Genomic DNA, 17,107 nt, shown 5'->3' on the forward strand with positions numbered 1-17,107 from the left:
ACACAAAATGGCGGACAGTGCCTAGTCCCAATTTCAATGATGATCATTCACACATATTTTCCCATCTTTTACCATTCGATTATAAATTCTCATCTCTCCGGTATCGGCGTTCTCTATCTTAACATCGACTCTAGCCATCTCGGGAATATCCTCTGGAAGAAATTCATTCATCCTCTCCATCACATCCTTGATATTATTGAAGCCTACATCTGCGATCTCGCCAATCTTTTTTTTATTATAATAAAGCGTACCGTAAATAAGGGACTTATAAGAAGACACGATTCTAAAAGACTTAACTTCATCAACCTCCACCTCTTTCTTTTGCTCGATCTTAACCCCATTTACAATATAGTCATACAATGCTTCACACATTCGAGTGGTTCTACTCCAATCTTCACGTATATACCCTTTAGTTATTCTATGTCCGGATGAATGATTCATGGCGAAAGCCACGTCATCATCACTATATCCAAGCTCATTACGACAGATTGTAGCAAATGAATGCCTGAAAGTATATGAACTCATTCTTTCCATATTATGAAACTTGCACAATCTAGCAATACCAATATTAGCACCAGCATTAAAACTATCCAAGGTACTATACTTCTCATAGAAGTTAAGATAGTAACCACTTCCTTTTTTTGCTCTATATTTACTTATAAGAGAACAGACATCTTTTGGAATAGGCAGCTCACAATAAGCACTGTCCCTACGGGAATTTTTTGTCTTACATCTATTATATCTGATAGTATCATCATCGCACATTTCCTCTTTTAGGCTAAATAGATCAGCCGTGCTAATACCACCAAGAAACAAAATGAGAGTAGCCACATCTTGACCAATCTCTTCCGACTGAACAAGCATCTTAGTTGGAGGGAGTTTAGCTTTTATGAATGCCCTTAATATATCAACACTCACCGCTTTTTTGTCCGGCATATCCGCTTCTGGAATTTTTATACGAAGAAATGGATTGCTTTTGATACGTATAACATCCCTATCCTCATCATTCAAATCCAGCATCGCTTTGCGAAACACCTGTCTTATGCAAACTGGGTACATCTCTTTTGCTCTGGCGGTGTTTGAAAGTGATTCTATCCATTGTTCAATAACCTTCCTTGTCAGTTGGGAAAACATCACCCTATTTGTGCCTATAAATCGTTCAAGATGTCCAATTGCGAGATAATAGTTCTTAGCGTTTCTTTCTTGGCCACGATTGTACATATTATCCGTGAACTTCTTAGCGTACTCACTAAAGCAGATATCTTCATCTATCGAGTTAAGATATGCCATTATCTCCTGTACGGTCCAATTCTTTGAATCCGATTTATTAAGCTTTTCGGCGTATCCCGCAATAGCATTTGCGCAATACTTATTAATGTGCACGTCTTTAAAAACGCCATTAACGTCAGGAGAATCGGATATTTTATCCGTTTTAATATAACCGATTTTTCTATTTTGCGTAATCCGTATATACACCGTATATAATCCATCACTACGCTTATACTTAACACACGCTTTAAATGCTGCCATACCATTTTATCTAGTAAACATACAGTAAACACCAACAATGCAAAGGTATTGTTTTTTAGTAAACATCCAAACATAATCCACACAAAAAACCGTGTATAAGTATATTCCACAAAAAAGGCGTATAAGGTATTTATTACACTTTACACGCCTTTCAATACGCTATTTTAGCATTTTACACTAATCTTCCAAAGCTGCCTGTGCCGCTGCCAACCGTGCAATAGGTACACGGAATGGAGAACAGCTAACATAGTTAAGACCTACTCTGTGACAGAATTTCACAGAAGAAGGTTCACCACCATGTTCACCACAAATACCACATTTCAAATCCGGACGGATAGCACGACCTTTTTCAGTAGCCATACGTACCAACTGCCCTACACCATTTTGGTCGAGAACTTGGAATGGATCTACTTTCAAAATTTTCTTTTCCAGATAAACCGGAAGGAAAGAAGCTATATCATCACGAGAATAACCGAAGGTCATCTGTGTCAAGTCATTAGTACCAAATGAGAAGAATTCAGCAGAAGATGCAATACGATCAGCTGTCAAGGCTGCACGCGGGATCTCAATCATTGTACCAATCTTAAAGTCAATACTATCTCCCATTTCTTCAAACAATTTTTCAGCTTCTGAACGAATCACTTTTTCCTGCTCCTGGAATTCATAAACGATACCTGTTAATGGAACCATTATTTCAGGATGAGTTTCAACTCCTTCTTTCTTCAACTGCAAAGCAGCACCTAAGATAGCACGTGTCTGCATCTGAGTAATTTCCGGATAGGTATTTCCCAAACGACAACCACGGTGTCCCAACATCGGATTATGTTCACACAATGATTCTACACGTTGCTGTATATATTGCAGACTTACGCCCATTGTATCTGCCATTTCCTGCTGACCTTTCAAATCATGAGGAACAAATTCATGCAAAGGAGGATCGAGCAGACGTACAGTCACGGGGCAACCAGCCATAGCTTTAAAAATACCCTTAAAGTCAGCTTGCTGATAAGGAAGGATTTTAGCCAATGCTTTCCGACGTCCTTCTGCATTTTCAGACAAGATCATTTCACGCATAGCTTTGATCTTTTCACCTTCAAAGAACATATGCTCTGTACGACAAAGACCAATACCTACTGCACCAAAATTACGTGCAACCTCTGCATCGTGAGGAGTATCCGCATTTGTACGAACTTGCAGACGGGTGTATTTATCTGCTAATTTCATTAAATCAGCAAAGTCACCGGAAAGTTCAGCAGCTTTTGTTTCTACTTTACCTTGATACACTACACCTGTACTACCATTCAAAGAAATATAGTCACCTTCTTTTAAAAGAACACCATCAATTTCTACTGTACGACCTTTATAATCAATATTCAATGCGCCTGCACCCGATACACAACATTTACCCATACCACGAGCTACTACGGCAGCGTGAGATGTCATACCACCACGAGCAGTAAGAATACCTTCAGCTACAGCCATACCGGCCAAATCTTCCGGAGATGTCTCAATACGAACCATCACAACTCGTTTACCGGCAGCATACCACTCAGCAGCATCGTCAGCAAAAAATACGATTTGTCCGGTTGCAGCACCCGGAGAAGCAGGAAGACCACGAGTCAGAATTTTAGCTTTCTTCAACGCATTTTTATCAAATACCGGATGAAGCAATTCATCCAATTTATTCGGTTCGCAACGCATCAAAGCAGTCTTCTCATCGATCATACCTTGACGAAGCAAGTCCATAGCAATTTTCACCATAGCAGCTCCCGTACGTTTACCGTTACGAGTCTGGAGGAACCAGAGCTTCCCTTCTTGTACGGTAAACTCCATATCCTGCATATCCCTGTAGTGATTTTCCAATTTTGTCTGAAGAGTGTCCAATTCTTTGAAGATTTCCGGCATAGCCTCTTCCATAGAAGGATACTTAGTAGCACGATCTTCTTCGCTGACACCAGCCAATTTAGCCCAACGTTGAGAGCCGATCTTTGTAATCTGTTGCGGAGTACGGATACCGGCAACTACGTCTTCACCTTGTGCATTAATCAGGTATTCACCATTGAATAAATCTTCACCTGTAGCAGCATCACGAGAAAAACAAACACCTGTAGCCGAGGTCTCACCCATATTACCAAACACCATAGCTTGTACACTAACGGCAGTTCCCCATTCATCAGGAATTCCTTCCATTTTACGATAAAGAATAGCACGATCGTTCATCCATGAATTGAATACAGCGCAAATAGCCCCCCAAAGTTGCTCATATGCACCAGTCGGGAAATCCTTTCCGGTCTGCTCCTTAACGGCAGCCTTAAAACGTTTTACCAACTCTTTCAGGTCTTCCACTTCCAGTTGATTATCAAGCTTCACACCTTTCTTATGTTTCACATCTTCAATGATAGCTTCAAATGGATCCGCATCTTCCTTATTAATCGGTTTCATTCCCAATACAACGTCACCATACATTTGAACAAAACGACGATAAGAATCCCAAGCAAAACGAGCATTACCAGTCTTACGTGTCAAGCCTTCCACAACTTCGTCATTCAGACCCAGATTCAGGATAGTATCCATCATGCCCGGCATAGAAGCACGCGCACCGGAACGTACGGAAACCAATAAAGGATTTTCTATGTTACCAAACTTTGATTTCATCAATGTCTCTATATTGGCGATTGCTTTTTCCACTTCAGCTTTCAGAAGAGATACAACTTTATCCTTTCCTAATTCATAATATTCTATACAAACCTCTGTAGTAATTGTAAATCCCGGAGGTACGGGAACACCGATTAGATTCATTTCGGCAAGATTGGCGCCTTTTCCACCTAATAGATTTTTCATGTCAGCCTTTCCTTCTGCCTGGCCATTACCAAAGGTATAAACTCTTTTTTTATCCATAATATTGTGATTAAAGTTACATTATGACTTTTTCTGTTCGCAAATCTAAGTATATTTCGCAAACCAGAAAACTTTTTAAGAAAAAACTTTCTATCAAAATATAATTTCGACATTACAATCTGGAATATTTTCACTGACACGAAAATTTTTCCAAAAAAAATACCTACTTTTGCATCATAATTATTAGATTGGTGTAAAAGTGGCAAGAAAGAAAAAAGAGCTTCCCCTGTTGGAGAAGATAACAATCATGGATGTGGCTGCCGAAGGAAAAGCCATTGCAAAAGTAAATGACCTGGTTATTTTTGTTCCTTATGTAGTACCGGGCGATGTTGTAGACCTGCAAATCAAGCGTAAAAAGAATAAATATGCCGAAGCTGAAGCTGTGAAGATTCATGAGTTTTCGCCCAACCGTGCCGTTCCTTTCTGCCAACACTATGGCATATGTGGTGGCTGTAAATGGCAAGTACTCCCCTATTCGGAACAAATCAAGTTTAAGCAAAAACAGGTAGAAGATAATCTGAAACGTATAGGTAAAATCGAATTACCAGAGATTTCTCCCATATTAGGTTCCGAAAAAACAGAGTTCTATCGGAATAAACTTGAGTTCACTTTTTCCAACAAACGCTGGCTGACAGCCGAAGAGATTCGTCAGGATGTGAAGTATGACCAAATGAATGCAGTTGGTTTCCACATCCCGGGAGCTTTTGACAAGGTATTGGCTATAGAGAAATGCTGGTTACAGGATGACATTTCAAACCGAATCCGTAATGCGATACGCGATTATGCTTATGAACACGATTATTCATTCATCAATCTACGTTCACAAGAAGGTATGCTACGGAATATGATTGTCCGCACTTCTTCAACAGGTGAACTGATGGTGATTGTTATCTGCAAAATTACGGAAGAGCACGAAATGGAGTTATTTAAGCAGCTATTGCAATTTGTTGCCGACTCATTCTCTGAAATAACCTCGCTTCTATACATTATTAATAATAAGTGCAACGATACGATCAATGATCTCGATGTACACTTATTCAAAGGAAAAGATCATATCTTTGAAGAGATGGAAGGCTTGCGTTTTAAAGTCGGTCCGAAATCTTTCTATCAGACTAATTCCGAACAAGCCTATAATTTATATAAAGTAGCCCGGAATTTTGCCGGATTAACAGGAAATGAATTAGTGTACGACTTATATACCGGAACCGGAACAATTGCAAATTTTGTATCTCGCCAAGCGCGTCAGGTTATCGGCATTGAGTATGTACCCGAAGCAATTGAGGATGCTAAAGTAAATGCTGAGATTAATAATATTAAGAATGCTTTATTCTACGCCGGAGATATGAAAGATATGCTAACGCAGGATTTTATCAATCAACATGGACGTCCTGATGTGATTATCACTGACCCACCGCGTGCTGGTATGCACCAAGATGTAATTGATGTCATCTTGTTTGCGGAACCGAAGCGAATAGTATATGTGAGCTGTAATCCCGCTACCCAGGCACGTGATCTGCAATTACTTGATAGTAAATATAACGTAAAAGCGGTACAACCGGTAGATATGTTCCCCCATACTCACCATGTAGAAAACGTAGTATTGCTGGAACTTCGATAATTCATTGAATCGTTCTTAAAATAAAAACAGAAATGGAAAAAAAACCGAGAAGAACTCTAGCTGAAAAAGCCCGTGCTCAATATACAAACTATACTGTCAAAGAGCCAATGGAACTTATGGAGTTTCTGGCTGCCAAAATGCCCGATGCGAGCCGTACAAAGCTGAAATCCCTTCTAAGTAAACGAGTTGTATTTGTGGATAATGTAATTACTACACAATTCAACTTTTCTTTGCAACCAGGAATGAAAATACAAATCAGCAAAGAAAAAGGCAAGAAAGAATTCAATAATAAATTACTGAAAATTGTATATGAAGATACGTATATTATTGTAGTTGAAAAAATGCAGGGATTACTTTCTGTAAATACTGACCGCCAGAAAGAACGGACTGCCTATACAATTCTAAACGAATATGTACAACGCTCGGGACGCCAATTCCGAGTATTTATCGTCCATCGTCTCGATAGAGATACTTCCGGACTAATGATGTTTGCAAAGGATGAAAAGACACAACGGACATTACGCGATAATTGGCACGATATTGTAACAGATCGCAGATATGTTGCAGTAGTAGAAGGCGAGATGGAAAAAAACTATGACACGGTAGTTTCCTGGCTAACAGATAAAACAATTTATGTAAGTTCCAGTCAATATGATGACGGAGGTTCCAAATCCATCACTCACTACAGGACGATTAAACGTGCTAATGGATATTCTTTATTAGAACTTGATTTGGAGACTGGACGCAAAAACCAAATTCGCGTACATATGCAAGATTTAGGTCATCCCATTATTGGCGATGGAAGATATGGAGGCGAAAATTCTCTCAATCCGATAGGAAGACTGGCTCTCCACGCTTTTAAACTGTCCTTCTATCATCCGGTTACAGGGGATTTAATGGAGTTTGAGACTCCATATCCGGCAGACTTTAAGAAATTGTTTCTAAAGAAATAACTTTAAAATAAAAAGAGAGCTATAAAAAACTATCCGCTGAATAATGTTTATCATATATACAACGGATAGTTTTTTGATCAACAAAAATATTTATATTAATCAACCATTTCCAAAGTAACTATTCCTTGATCTATGTTACCGGAATACAATCGACCTGTAAGATATCTGCCATCTACATACACAGCTTCTAAAACCAACAAAGGATATCTATTCCCATAATCCAGATATAAGTCTCCATGATCAATCCACCAACGCACATCTAAAACAGCAGCCCTATCTCCCCAATCATAGTAGAATTGTTCATCCACTCCAAAACCATTACTTTTAAAGGTTATACCACTTTCTACAGGTTCACCATTCACGTAAAATCCTAAATCACCAATCCATGTACGGCCTACAATACGATCAAATATCGTTTCATCATCCTCACATGAAGTAAAGCTGACAAGCAACGTCAGCATCATTAACACACCTGCATATTTCTTCAATGTTTTCATATTATTCTAGTTTATTGCATTTACACATTACAAAAGTAGCATTTTTATTTTACGATACATGGCAAGCCACAAGTTTTTTGTACCTTTGCATCATAATATTAAAACTCTCTCATGAAACTTCTTTGGCTTGATTTGAATAGTTCATACGCCCACTCATCATTAGCACTGCCTGCATTACATGCCCAGATAGCAAATGACACCGCTATTGAATGGTGTATCGTATCAGCAACTATCAACGAAAATATTGGCAATATCGTGCAACAGATTTATTATCATCAACCCGATATTATAGCTGCTACCAATTGGTTATTCAACCACGAGCAATTGCTTCACATCGTTTCACGCGCAAAGTCTCTGCTTCCAAATAGTTCCGTTATTCTTGGCGGTCCGGAATTTCTAGGTGAAAACGAAGACTTTTTAAGAAAGAACAAATTTATTAACGGAGTGTTTCGTGGAGAAGGCGAAGAAGTATTCCCTATTTGGTTAAAAGTCTGGAATCATCCGAAAAAAGAGTGGAGCCAAATACCGGGTCTTTGTTATCTGGATGAATCTGAGAAGTATCAGGATAATGGAATTGTCCGTGTCATCAACTTCTCTCAACTTGTTCCCCCCGAAAAAAGTTGTTTCTTTAATTGGAGCAAACCATTTGTACAGTTAGAGACAACAAGAGGCTGTTTCAATACCTGTGCGTTCTGTGTTAGCGGAGGGGAAAAACCAGTACGAACAATCCCTATCGAAGCTATTCGTGAACGTTTAAATGTTATTCATCAACATGGTATAAAGAATGTTCGGGTATTAGACCGTACGTTTAATTATAACAGTAAACGAGCAAAGGCTTTATTGGATTTATTCCGTGGATATCCGGACATTTGTTTCCACCTTGAAATCCATCCTGCTCTTCTCTCGGAAGAATTAAAACAGGAACTAACCACTTTGCCCAAAGGCTTATTACACCTGGAAGCTGGAATACAAAGTCTTAGAAAGCCTGTACTCGAGCAAAGCCGACGAATAGGTAAACTTGGAGATGCATTAGCAGGACTCAAATACCTTTGTTCTTTAGAAAATATGGAGACTCATGCTGACTTGATTGCAGGCCTCCCACTCTACCACCTTTCTGAAATTTTCGAGGATGTACACACCTTAGTAGATTATGGTGCAGGAGAAATACAATTGGAATCCCTTAAATTACTACCTGGAACGGAAATGAGAAGAAGAGCCGAAGAACTAGGCATTCAATATTCCCCTCTCCCTCCTTATGAAGTATTACAAACCCGGGAAATTTCTGTAGAGGAGTTACAAACAGCACATTATCTGTCCCGATTACTAGACGGATTCTACAATACTTCTACATGGAGAGGAATTACCCGTACATTAATTTTGGAAAATCCACAATTCCTCCATGATTTACTTCATCATCTCGTAGAAACTGATGTAATAGATAATCCGTTAAGTTTAGAAAAAAGAGGACTGATTCTTTATAACTTCTGTAAATATCATTATCCGGATTTTCTGACTCAGGTTACAGTTGCCTGGATAGAAGCAGGTATGTCTCTTAAAAAAATTCCTGCAGAAAAAGTTAGAACAAAAAGACAAACACCTCCAGAGGATTGGCAAGTGCTATATGGCTCTTATCAGGAAAATCTCAGATTATGCTTTTTACCAGTTGATGAAGAAGGACACGGTTACTGGTTCGGTTTTGAATCGGAAGTTCAAAAAATAGAACCAGTGTTTAAAGCATCAACATTGTAAGATTACTTTTTAAAAAGATTATCCTAATACCTATTATGAACATATTAGACAAAGATTGTTACAACTTGTAAAACAGCAAGCATTTTCAAACAATATAAAGCAACATTCATACATTTTCCACGTCTATACAATAAACCTAACTAAATGTATGAACCTTAGAAAATGTAAATTTATTATTTTATGTTTGTTACTCCCTGCATTTATTACCGCACAGGAATGGAGCCTAACGGATTCTTTGAAGCTAAAAAAACTTCTAGAATCTGATAAGGAAATTATAATTAACAAAAATAGAATTGAAATGCTAGAGCGCGAGTTTCATCAATCAAGATCATATTTTGAGTTTGATACTACATTGCCAACACTTAAACCATCTTCAAGTAATCTCTTTCGGTTTTCAACTAACATAAAAACAGATTTTCATCTCTCTAATTCGACCTTTTTACCCACATATTCATGGCAAAAACTTAACAAAAATCTTTATTTCGAAAGTAAAAGTAACTTCTCCAAAACATCCAATTACTTCCATATTCAAACCATTATGAAATATCACTTATCCCCAAAGTGGACTCTGAACATATATGGTATGCAGTATCTAAATAATCAAAGATATCGAGGATTCCCTTCTGAAGTCATACCGACAGAATTTGGTAGCAATATTTCTTTTAAATTAAACAAGCATTGGAAGATAAAAACAGGAATTCAATATCAACATAATATGATATTAAAAAAATGGGAATGGATTCCTCAATGCAATATTACATATAGTTGGTGAAACACACAATTACAAAAATGAAAAAGTATATCTTACATTTGTTTTTCGACCTTTCCTTTATAACCACATCAGTTAATTACGCCCACAGGAACTGCTGACAGTATCTCAACAATCAGACATAAAAGTAAGAGTTTTAATAAAATTTAAAAAAAGAATACATATTTCTCCTATTCAAATTTCACACCGATATAAAACTGTTTTGATAAAAAGATATATGTCAGTATTAAATACTTGAAAAAATTCATTTATATTATAGAATATTTCTGTAACTTTGAATTCAAATTACAACTGAAAGTGCAATTAGTAATTTCTCCACTATAGGAAACCTCGTAGATTCAATATGGGAAAAATATACTTTAACGACCTCAAATGTATATTCTTCACCCCAAAATAGTAGGACGTTTTTTAATTCTAAAAATGATGTATTCAATTTTATTCATCATTTTTGTAAGGGAAAACTAATTACACTTAATTCCAGTTATTATATTGCAGAAATCCAGTATACAGATTTGGGAAAGGCTTTGTATGAAAAATATGGTATAAACATTGACGAATACACCTTGAAGTGCCATGCAACAGTCGGTAAGCTTGTTGATTATATTTGGAATGAAAACACAATACAAACATAATCTTAGTTAAAACTATTTATTCCATAAATAACTCTGCAGATGTCTATTTTAACTTTCAAGAAAGTAAATTTTATTTCTCAATTCCCAATTAAAATACAAAATTGCAATATATCAACAACTATTTCACCAACAAATAAATGACTGTCCGTCCTGCCCCATACCGACTCAACCACCCATCTGCCACAAACTGATTCAAATCATCCACTGCCTTATTTTTCAGTGTATGAGTAATATGACAATAATCAGTCCGAGTTATACATGGATGAGTTGCCAGAAAACCTCTTAATATATCTTCTTTCTGTTTCAAAGTTATTTCTTTAGAAACAACTACAGGCTTTTCTACACGTTCCAAAGGAATTGAACGCATACTTTTCCGCAAACTAGTACTCATTCGAAGATTTACATTCTTAAAATGAACAGAACCGGAACGGATTTCTTTTTTCTCTTTCACCGGACGACTCGTGACGGTAGCCGATAAATATCCTAACTCGCCTAATTGTACAATATAACCATCACGCAGAAATTCAATGGCTGCATCTGTAATACAAGTCATTATAGCATCAGCTTGCCCACGACTGAATCCACCGGAAGTTTTTTCTATATATTTATATAGTTTTTCTTTACTAATCGTTCCCTCAGGAACAATTCTTGCTCGATATTTTTCTTCTTTCTCTTTGTTATCAATACCATGCACCTTATATATATCATATTTTGCCATATCTCACCTTTATTTAATAATTATTACAAAAAGTATTCGTACCCACACGTGAATCTTTTCGTTTTCACATATGAATTCTTTCGTCTTCACATGTAAAGACGAAAGGATTCATATGTGAAAACCATTTAATTTTGGTGTAAAAGTAAGAAAGTTTTAGAATAGAAGAAAGTATATCTTTCATTTTATTCTCTACCTTTGTAAAAAGATTCAAAAAAACATCTTATAATAATGAAAAAGTTTATCAAGGGATTCCGGTTCACCCCATCCAATTATCCGGCAGAAGTAGAAGAAAAGATACAAAAACTCAGGAAACAAGGTTATAAACTCCCTCCACGTAAAGTTCTCCGCACTCCTGAACAATTGGAAGGAATCCGCGAAAGTGCTAAAATCAATACTGCATTATTAGACTATATCTCTGCAAATATTCATGAGGGAATGTCTACCGAAGAGATTGATAGATTAGTGTATGATTTCACTACTAGCCATGGAGCTATCCCTGCCCCACTCAATTATGAAGGCTTTCCCAAAAGTGTCTGTACGAGTATCAATGATGTTGTATGTCACGGAATTCCCAGCAAGTCGGAACTGCTGAGAAGCGGAGATATTATCAATGTGGATGTATCTACTATCTACAAAGGATACTTCTCTGATGCGTCCCGTATGTTTATGATTGGTGAAGTCAGCCCGGAAATGCGCAAGTTAGTTCAAGTAACCAAAGAATGTCTGGAGATTGGTATCGCTGCCGCCCAACCCTGGAAACAACTGGGAGATGTGGGTGCTGCTATCCAGGAACACGCAGAAAAAAATGGATACGGTGTCGTGCGTGAGCTTTGCGGGCACGGTGTAGGCGTGAAATTCCATGAAGAACCGGACGTAGAACATTTCGGACGTCGTGGCACAGGTATGGTAATCGTACCGGGTATGACCTTCACTATTGAACCCATGATCAATATGGGAACCTTCGAAATATTTATAGATGATTCTGACGGATGGACAGTCTGCACTGATGACGGACTGCCTTCTGCTCAATGGGAAAATATGATTCTGATTACTGAAACCGGAAATGAAATCTTAACTTATTAATTAATGGAACTGATTTTACTGATAGTAATAGCCGTACTAGTGATCGCTCTACTTATACTATCACTAACAAGAAGTAATAGCCAAGCTCAGGCAGAACAACTACAAACAGCTTTGCGTCAGCAAATGCAAGAGAATCGCGAAGAACTGAATCGAAGTATTCGGGAACTTCGCATGGAAATGATGCAAACGCTGAATCAAAATTTGCAACAACTTCAAGACGTACTTCATAAGAGCATGATGACGAGCGGAGAACTGCAACGTCAGAAGTTTGATGCAATGGCACGGCAACAGGAAACATTAATACAATCGACAGAAAAGCGATTGGATGATATGCGCCTGATGGTAGAGGAAAAGCTACAAAAGACATTAAACGAACGAATCGGGCAGTCATTTGAGATTGTACGTTCCCAACTCGAGAATGTACAAAAGGGGTTAGGGGAAATGAAATCGTTAGCACAAGATGTCGGCGGATTGAAAAAGGTACTCAGTAATGTCAAAATGCGGGGTACTTTCGGCGAAGTACAACTCAGTGCTTTACTGGAACAAATGATGAGTCCGGAACAGTATGATGCCAATGTCAAAACAAAAAAAAGTGGAACTGAATTTGTTGAATTCGCTATTAAACTGCCCGGAAAGGATGACACAAATAGCATCGTTTATCTTCCTATTGATGCTAAATTTCCCAAAGATGTATACGAGCAATATTATGATGCTTTTGAAGCAGGAGATACTACTTTAATAGAGTCATCCGGCAAACAATTAGAGAATACTATAAAAAAAATGGCTAAAGATATCCATGATAAATATGTAGATCCTCCTTTTACAACAGACTTTGCTATTATGTTTCTACCATTTGAAAGTATCTATGCCGAAGTGATACGACGAACCAGTCTTGTGGATACTCTTCAAAAAGAATATAAGATTGTGGTAACCGGACCTACAACCTTGGGTGCCATTCTGAATAGTCTCCAAATGGGGTTCCGGACACTTGCCATTCAGAAACGTACCGGAGAGGTCTGGACAGTATTAGGTGCTGTAAAAACAGAATTCAGCAAATTCGGCGGATTACTTGAAAAGGTACAGAAAAATATACAAAATGCGGGTGATCAATTAGAAGAGGTGATGGGTAAACGCACTCGCGCTATCGAACGTAGACTCCGACAAGTAGAACAATTACCCCAAGAAGAAAGCAGAAAAATTCTTCCTATTGATGATGAAGATGATGATCTTATAGATTAACCTTATATATAACTAACAATCCAACAATCTACCTACTTTTGCATACTTTGCAGTATTCATTTTATCAAATGGAATTAATACTAATGGCATTTATTATAATTTGAATAGCTTTTACAAAGAATTATGCCATTAGTATACAAGAAAATCGGATAAAGCCGAAATCTTTGTTGGTGGATTCTCTTATACAAAAGAGTGACGCTATCCAGTAAGGATAGTGACGGTATATAAGGACAATATCGTCACTATCCTGAGCTTATACCGTCACCTTTTTTATACATTAAAAGGAAACTTGCGATAATCTGGATTAATCTACGTTTAAGCAGTTACATAATGGAGTTTTACTTCCCCACGTCTATCATTGAATCCAATAATTAACCTTCAATGCATTACATTCTCTAAGAACTTGCTTTATATCCTCTACTACTCCTATTGCACAATCCTTAGTTACTTTCAGACCGATAGTTATTCCATCTGAATCTTTCGAAGTTGTTTTGACAGCCATTATTTCCTTCCTCAAATCCTCCAAAGTAAAATCCTTCAATTCCTTCTTTATTCCGTCAGGGGATTCGTGAAGAGTAACAGTAGCTTTTGATATCACTTCAGTTGTTTCTTTTTTATTATTATTTTTAGGAGCCCCCACCTGCTTTTTATAATTTTTAGGAGGACCAGCTTGCCTAACAAGAATTGGAAATACAGAGTCTAAATAAGCTTTATTATCATTAGAGGACTCCAATGCTATTCTTGTCCGAATATTAGTATACGCACCCTTTACACTTTGAAAAACATCCCTCATTGTACTTTCATTAGCACTCCGGTCAAACTGATACACTAAAACCTCCGTAAATTTTTTATGCTCTTTCCACGAATTATAAAGCTGTTCCTCTATTATCCCTTGCAAATCCTTTAGTTCGGGATAATCTCCATTAAACAAAAGCCGATTCTCTTTATTTATAAAAAGACCATTATGATGAAAAAAGAAACCTTTCTTACCCTTCATTCGATTTCGATAAGCATCTTCTTCATTACTAAAATAATTCATCAATTCCCAATAATTATCTTCCTGTTGCTTCTGAGCGACTTCCTCCACAATTGGAGTCAATGTTCTCTTCACTTCGGGCTGTGCAAATGCATAAATTGCCCCACCCATAATGGGCACTACAAGCAATAGCTTTAACCTAGCCCAACGGTTTGTTCTTTCTTTCAACATCATAGTAATACGTTTTTTAAGTTTAGAGTGATTAAAGCCGTTAGCCATAGAGTAGAGCCTTGTACCAACAGCTTTTTTCACTAATAAAAGTTGATATTTTTTTGCATCGATGCCTGTATTAAGCACTCCATTATCCGCCTCAAATTCATGCATTTCCTGTAATTCTCGCTTCAATAACCAAATCACCGGATTGAACCAATAGAACACCAAAAAGAATTGCATAAGCCATAGATCAAGCGTATGTCGATAACATAAGTGCATCGTCTCATGAAGTAATATTTCATTTATTTGCCGAGAATAATCAGATGCTGAAACTACAATATATTTCCCCCAACAAAATGAGGAGACTGGTTGTGAAACAACTACCAGCCTATATTTTCCACATTGATACCTTTCTCCGGTCTTTATCAACTGAAACATTCGGAAAAGAGAAACCGACAACCAACATAAAGTAAACAAAGCACCTAAAAAATAAATATACCCAAAAATAACAGGACACCAATTCACAGTCCGTCCGCTCCCATTTTCATCCTTTTGCATAGTCCAGTTCACCCCATCCGGAAACACCATATTCCGTTCATCACCCAAAGCCTCCTGAATAGTCCGCAAAGGAATAGTAAAAAGAGTTTCCTCCACAGTAGTAAATTCTATCAAAGGTAAAAATGCACAGCCCAATATTCCAGCTAACAAGACGATCCGATTAAAGCGAAAGAAAGTAGTTCCACTCATCAATAACTTAAAAAGCAGATAAAAGATAATGAGGAAACATCCAGATTTCAGCAGATAAAATAAAAACTCGCCCATTGGTATCAACTTATTTAGAAATTGAGTATTTTATAAGATATATTATCCAATAAAGTAAAGACTATTTTTTAGATCGTCCTTTCTCAATACTGTCTATCAATGCCTTCAATTCATCAACAGACATACCTTCTTCTTCAATAAAAGAAGACACGACATTAACATAAGAGTTATTGTAATACTGAGAAATGACATCTTTCAAAGCAGAACTTTTATACTCCTTCTCCGAAATAAGGGCATAATATTGATAAGTATTTCCATAAGCCCTATACCCAACAAATCCTTTCTCTTCCAAGCCTCTTACAAGCGTAGAAACGGTATTATAATGTGGTTTAGGCTCATCATAATACACTAATAGTTCACGAACAAACATAGAACCATTCTCCCAAAACATTCGCATAATTTCTTCTTCTTTTACTGTTAATCGTTTCATACCTTCCATGCTATTATTTAGTATTACACCACAAATATAATACTTATAATCAAACAAACAACTAATAACAATAGTTAATCTACTAACAGTGTTAGTTATTTAACTATTATTATTAGTAGACATCTGTTTCACCATATTATTATAATAACAAAATCATGATAACAAGAGATCTTAATCAAAAAACATCAAGATTATGCTTTCGGAATAAAAAACAAAAGTAGATTAAAATCTATCTATTTTATTCATTTAGCGACTTGTTACATTTCAATGCTTTGGGTATTTTTCATTTATAAAGCAGTGGATTTAAGATAGATAATTTTTAAAAATTGATAAAATCATGTACATTTGCAAGCAGAATAATGAATTCCTCTTTAATGAAAAACATCATCTACAAAATCAGACAAGTTTACCCGGTCACCGATGAAGCACTTCAGGCATTGCAGGCAAATATGCAATTAATGCATTATCCAAAAGATACTTATATAGTACAATCCGGAATAACAGACCGGTTGGTTTATTTCATTGAAGAAGGGGTTACCCGCTCTGTATTTCACCACAATGGACAGGACACTACTACTTGGTTCAGCCAAGAAGGTGACATTACTTTTGGGATGGATTCATTATATTATAAACAACCATCCATAGAAAGTATTGAAACTCTTTCGGATTGCAAAATCTATGTCATCCATATAGATAAACTCAATATTCTTTACGAAACGTATATTGACATAGCTAATTGGGGAAGAATCCTGCACCAGAATGTCAATAAAGAACTCAGTCATATGTTTGTAGAAAGACTTCAACTTTCGCCCAAAGAGCGATATGAACAATTCAATCAGCGTTATCCCGGATTAATAAATCGGGTGAAGTTGAAGTATGTAGCTGCGTTTCTCGGTATTTCCATCTATACACTCAGTCGGGTACGCGCTAAAAAATAGATATTTATGGGTCTTTTTTGCTTTAGAGCAAAAGAACTTCGT

General features: G+C 37.0%; 13 protein-coding genes. 7 read left to right on the forward strand and 6 right to left on the reverse strand.

Annotated elements, in window-relative coordinates; all coding sequences use genetic code 11:
- Positions 1 to 33 precede the first annotated feature (33 nt).
- Together PHO71_RS04670 and ppdK are read right to left on the reverse strand one after the other, a co-directional pair.
- The gene (locus PHO71_RS04670; RefSeq protein WP_300199663.1) at positions 34 to 1,530 is read right to left on the reverse strand and encodes a phage integrase SAM-like domain-containing protein; all 1,497 of its coding nucleotides are present in this window, start codon (positions 1,528 to 1,530) and stop codon (positions 34 to 36) included.
- A 177-nt stretch (positions 1,531 to 1,707) separates the two neighbouring features.
- Positions 1,708 to 4,428, reverse strand: coding sequence for a pyruvate, phosphate dikinase (ppdK, locus tag PHO71_RS04675; RefSeq protein WP_300199666.1), 2,721 nt, complete (start codon positions 4,426 to 4,428; stop codon positions 1,708 to 1,710).
- Positions 4,429 to 4,681: 253 nt separating this feature from the next.
- Between ppdK and rlmD the strand changes: the two genes are divergently transcribed.
- Both rlmD and PHO71_RS04685 read left to right on the forward strand, forming a co-directional pair.
- Positions 4,682 to 6,046, forward strand: a complete 1,365-nt coding sequence (rlmD, locus tag PHO71_RS04680) for a 23S rRNA (uracil(1939)-C(5))-methyltransferase RlmD (protein ID WP_300200014.1) — start codon at positions 4,682 to 4,684, stop codon at positions 6,044 to 6,046.
- Positions 6,047 to 6,078: 32 nt separating this feature from the next.
- The gene (locus PHO71_RS04685) at positions 6,079 to 6,999 is read left to right on the forward strand and encodes an RluA family pseudouridine synthase (RefSeq protein ID WP_300199669.1); all 921 of its coding nucleotides are present in this window, start codon (positions 6,079 to 6,081) and stop codon (positions 6,997 to 6,999) included.
- Between the two features lie 95 nt (positions 7,000 to 7,094).
- Here PHO71_RS04685 and PHO71_RS04690 read toward each other — a convergent pair whose 3' ends face one another.
- Complete coding sequence (locus tag PHO71_RS04690) at positions 7,095 to 7,496, reverse strand: hypothetical protein (RefSeq protein WP_300199672.1); 402 nt, start codon at positions 7,494 to 7,496, stop codon at positions 7,095 to 7,097.
- A gap of 111 nt (positions 7,497 to 7,607) precedes the next feature.
- Here PHO71_RS04690 and PHO71_RS04695 point away from each other — a divergent pair, with 111 nt between their 5' ends.
- A complete protein-coding gene (locus PHO71_RS04695; RefSeq protein ID WP_300199675.1) occupies positions 7,608 to 9,245 on the forward strand; it encodes a DUF4080 domain-containing protein in 1,638 nt (545 codons plus the stop codon).
- A 148-nt stretch (positions 9,246 to 9,393) separates the two neighbouring features.
- Entirely contained in the window at positions 9,394 to 10,017 is a 624-nt protein-coding gene (locus PHO71_RS04700) for a DUF4858 domain-containing protein (protein ID WP_300199678.1), read from the forward strand.
- Positions 10,018 to 10,764: 747 nt separating this feature from the next.
- On the opposite strand, the gene PHO71_RS04705 is transcribed toward PHO71_RS04700, so the two are convergent.
- Positions 10,765 to 11,364, reverse strand: coding sequence for a DNA-binding protein (locus PHO71_RS04705; protein WP_300199680.1), 600 nt, complete (start codon positions 11,362 to 11,364; stop codon positions 10,765 to 10,767).
- Positions 11,365 to 11,592: 228 nt separating this feature from the next.
- Between PHO71_RS04705 and map the strand changes: the two genes are divergently transcribed.
- Positions 11,593 to 12,447, forward strand: a complete 855-nt coding sequence (map, locus tag PHO71_RS04710; RefSeq protein WP_300199683.1) for a type I methionyl aminopeptidase — start codon at positions 11,593 to 11,595, stop codon at positions 12,445 to 12,447.
- Positions 12,448 to 12,450: 3 nt separating this feature from the next.
- On the forward strand, positions 12,451 to 13,686 hold the full coding sequence (gene rmuC, locus PHO71_RS04715) for a DNA recombination protein RmuC (protein ID WP_300199684.1): 1,236 nt from the start codon (positions 12,451 to 12,453) through the stop codon (positions 13,684 to 13,686).
- 355 nt (positions 13,687 to 14,041) lie between these two features.
- Here the strand turns inward: rmuC and PHO71_RS04720 are convergent, their stop codons facing one another.
- Together PHO71_RS04720 and PHO71_RS04725 are read right to left on the reverse strand one after the other, a co-directional pair.
- Complete coding sequence (locus tag PHO71_RS04720) at positions 14,042 to 15,697, reverse strand: M56 family metallopeptidase (RefSeq protein ID WP_300199687.1); 1,656 nt, start codon at positions 15,695 to 15,697, stop codon at positions 14,042 to 14,044.
- A gap of 61 nt (positions 15,698 to 15,758) precedes the next feature.
- Complete coding sequence (locus tag PHO71_RS04725; protein WP_300199690.1) at positions 15,759 to 16,127, reverse strand: BlaI/MecI/CopY family transcriptional regulator; 369 nt, start codon at positions 16,125 to 16,127, stop codon at positions 15,759 to 15,761.
- Between the two features lie 374 nt (positions 16,128 to 16,501).
- Here PHO71_RS04725 and PHO71_RS04730 point away from each other — a divergent pair, with 374 nt between their 5' ends.
- Positions 16,502 to 17,065, forward strand: coding sequence for a Crp/Fnr family transcriptional regulator (locus PHO71_RS04730; RefSeq protein ID WP_300199693.1), 564 nt, complete (start codon positions 16,502 to 16,504; stop codon positions 17,063 to 17,065).
- Positions 17,066 to 17,107 lie beyond the last annotated feature (42 nt).

The organism is Bacteroides sp., assembly GCF_028690125.1.
GTDB lineage: Bacteria > Bacteroidota > Bacteroidia > Bacteroidales > Bacteroidaceae > Bacteroides.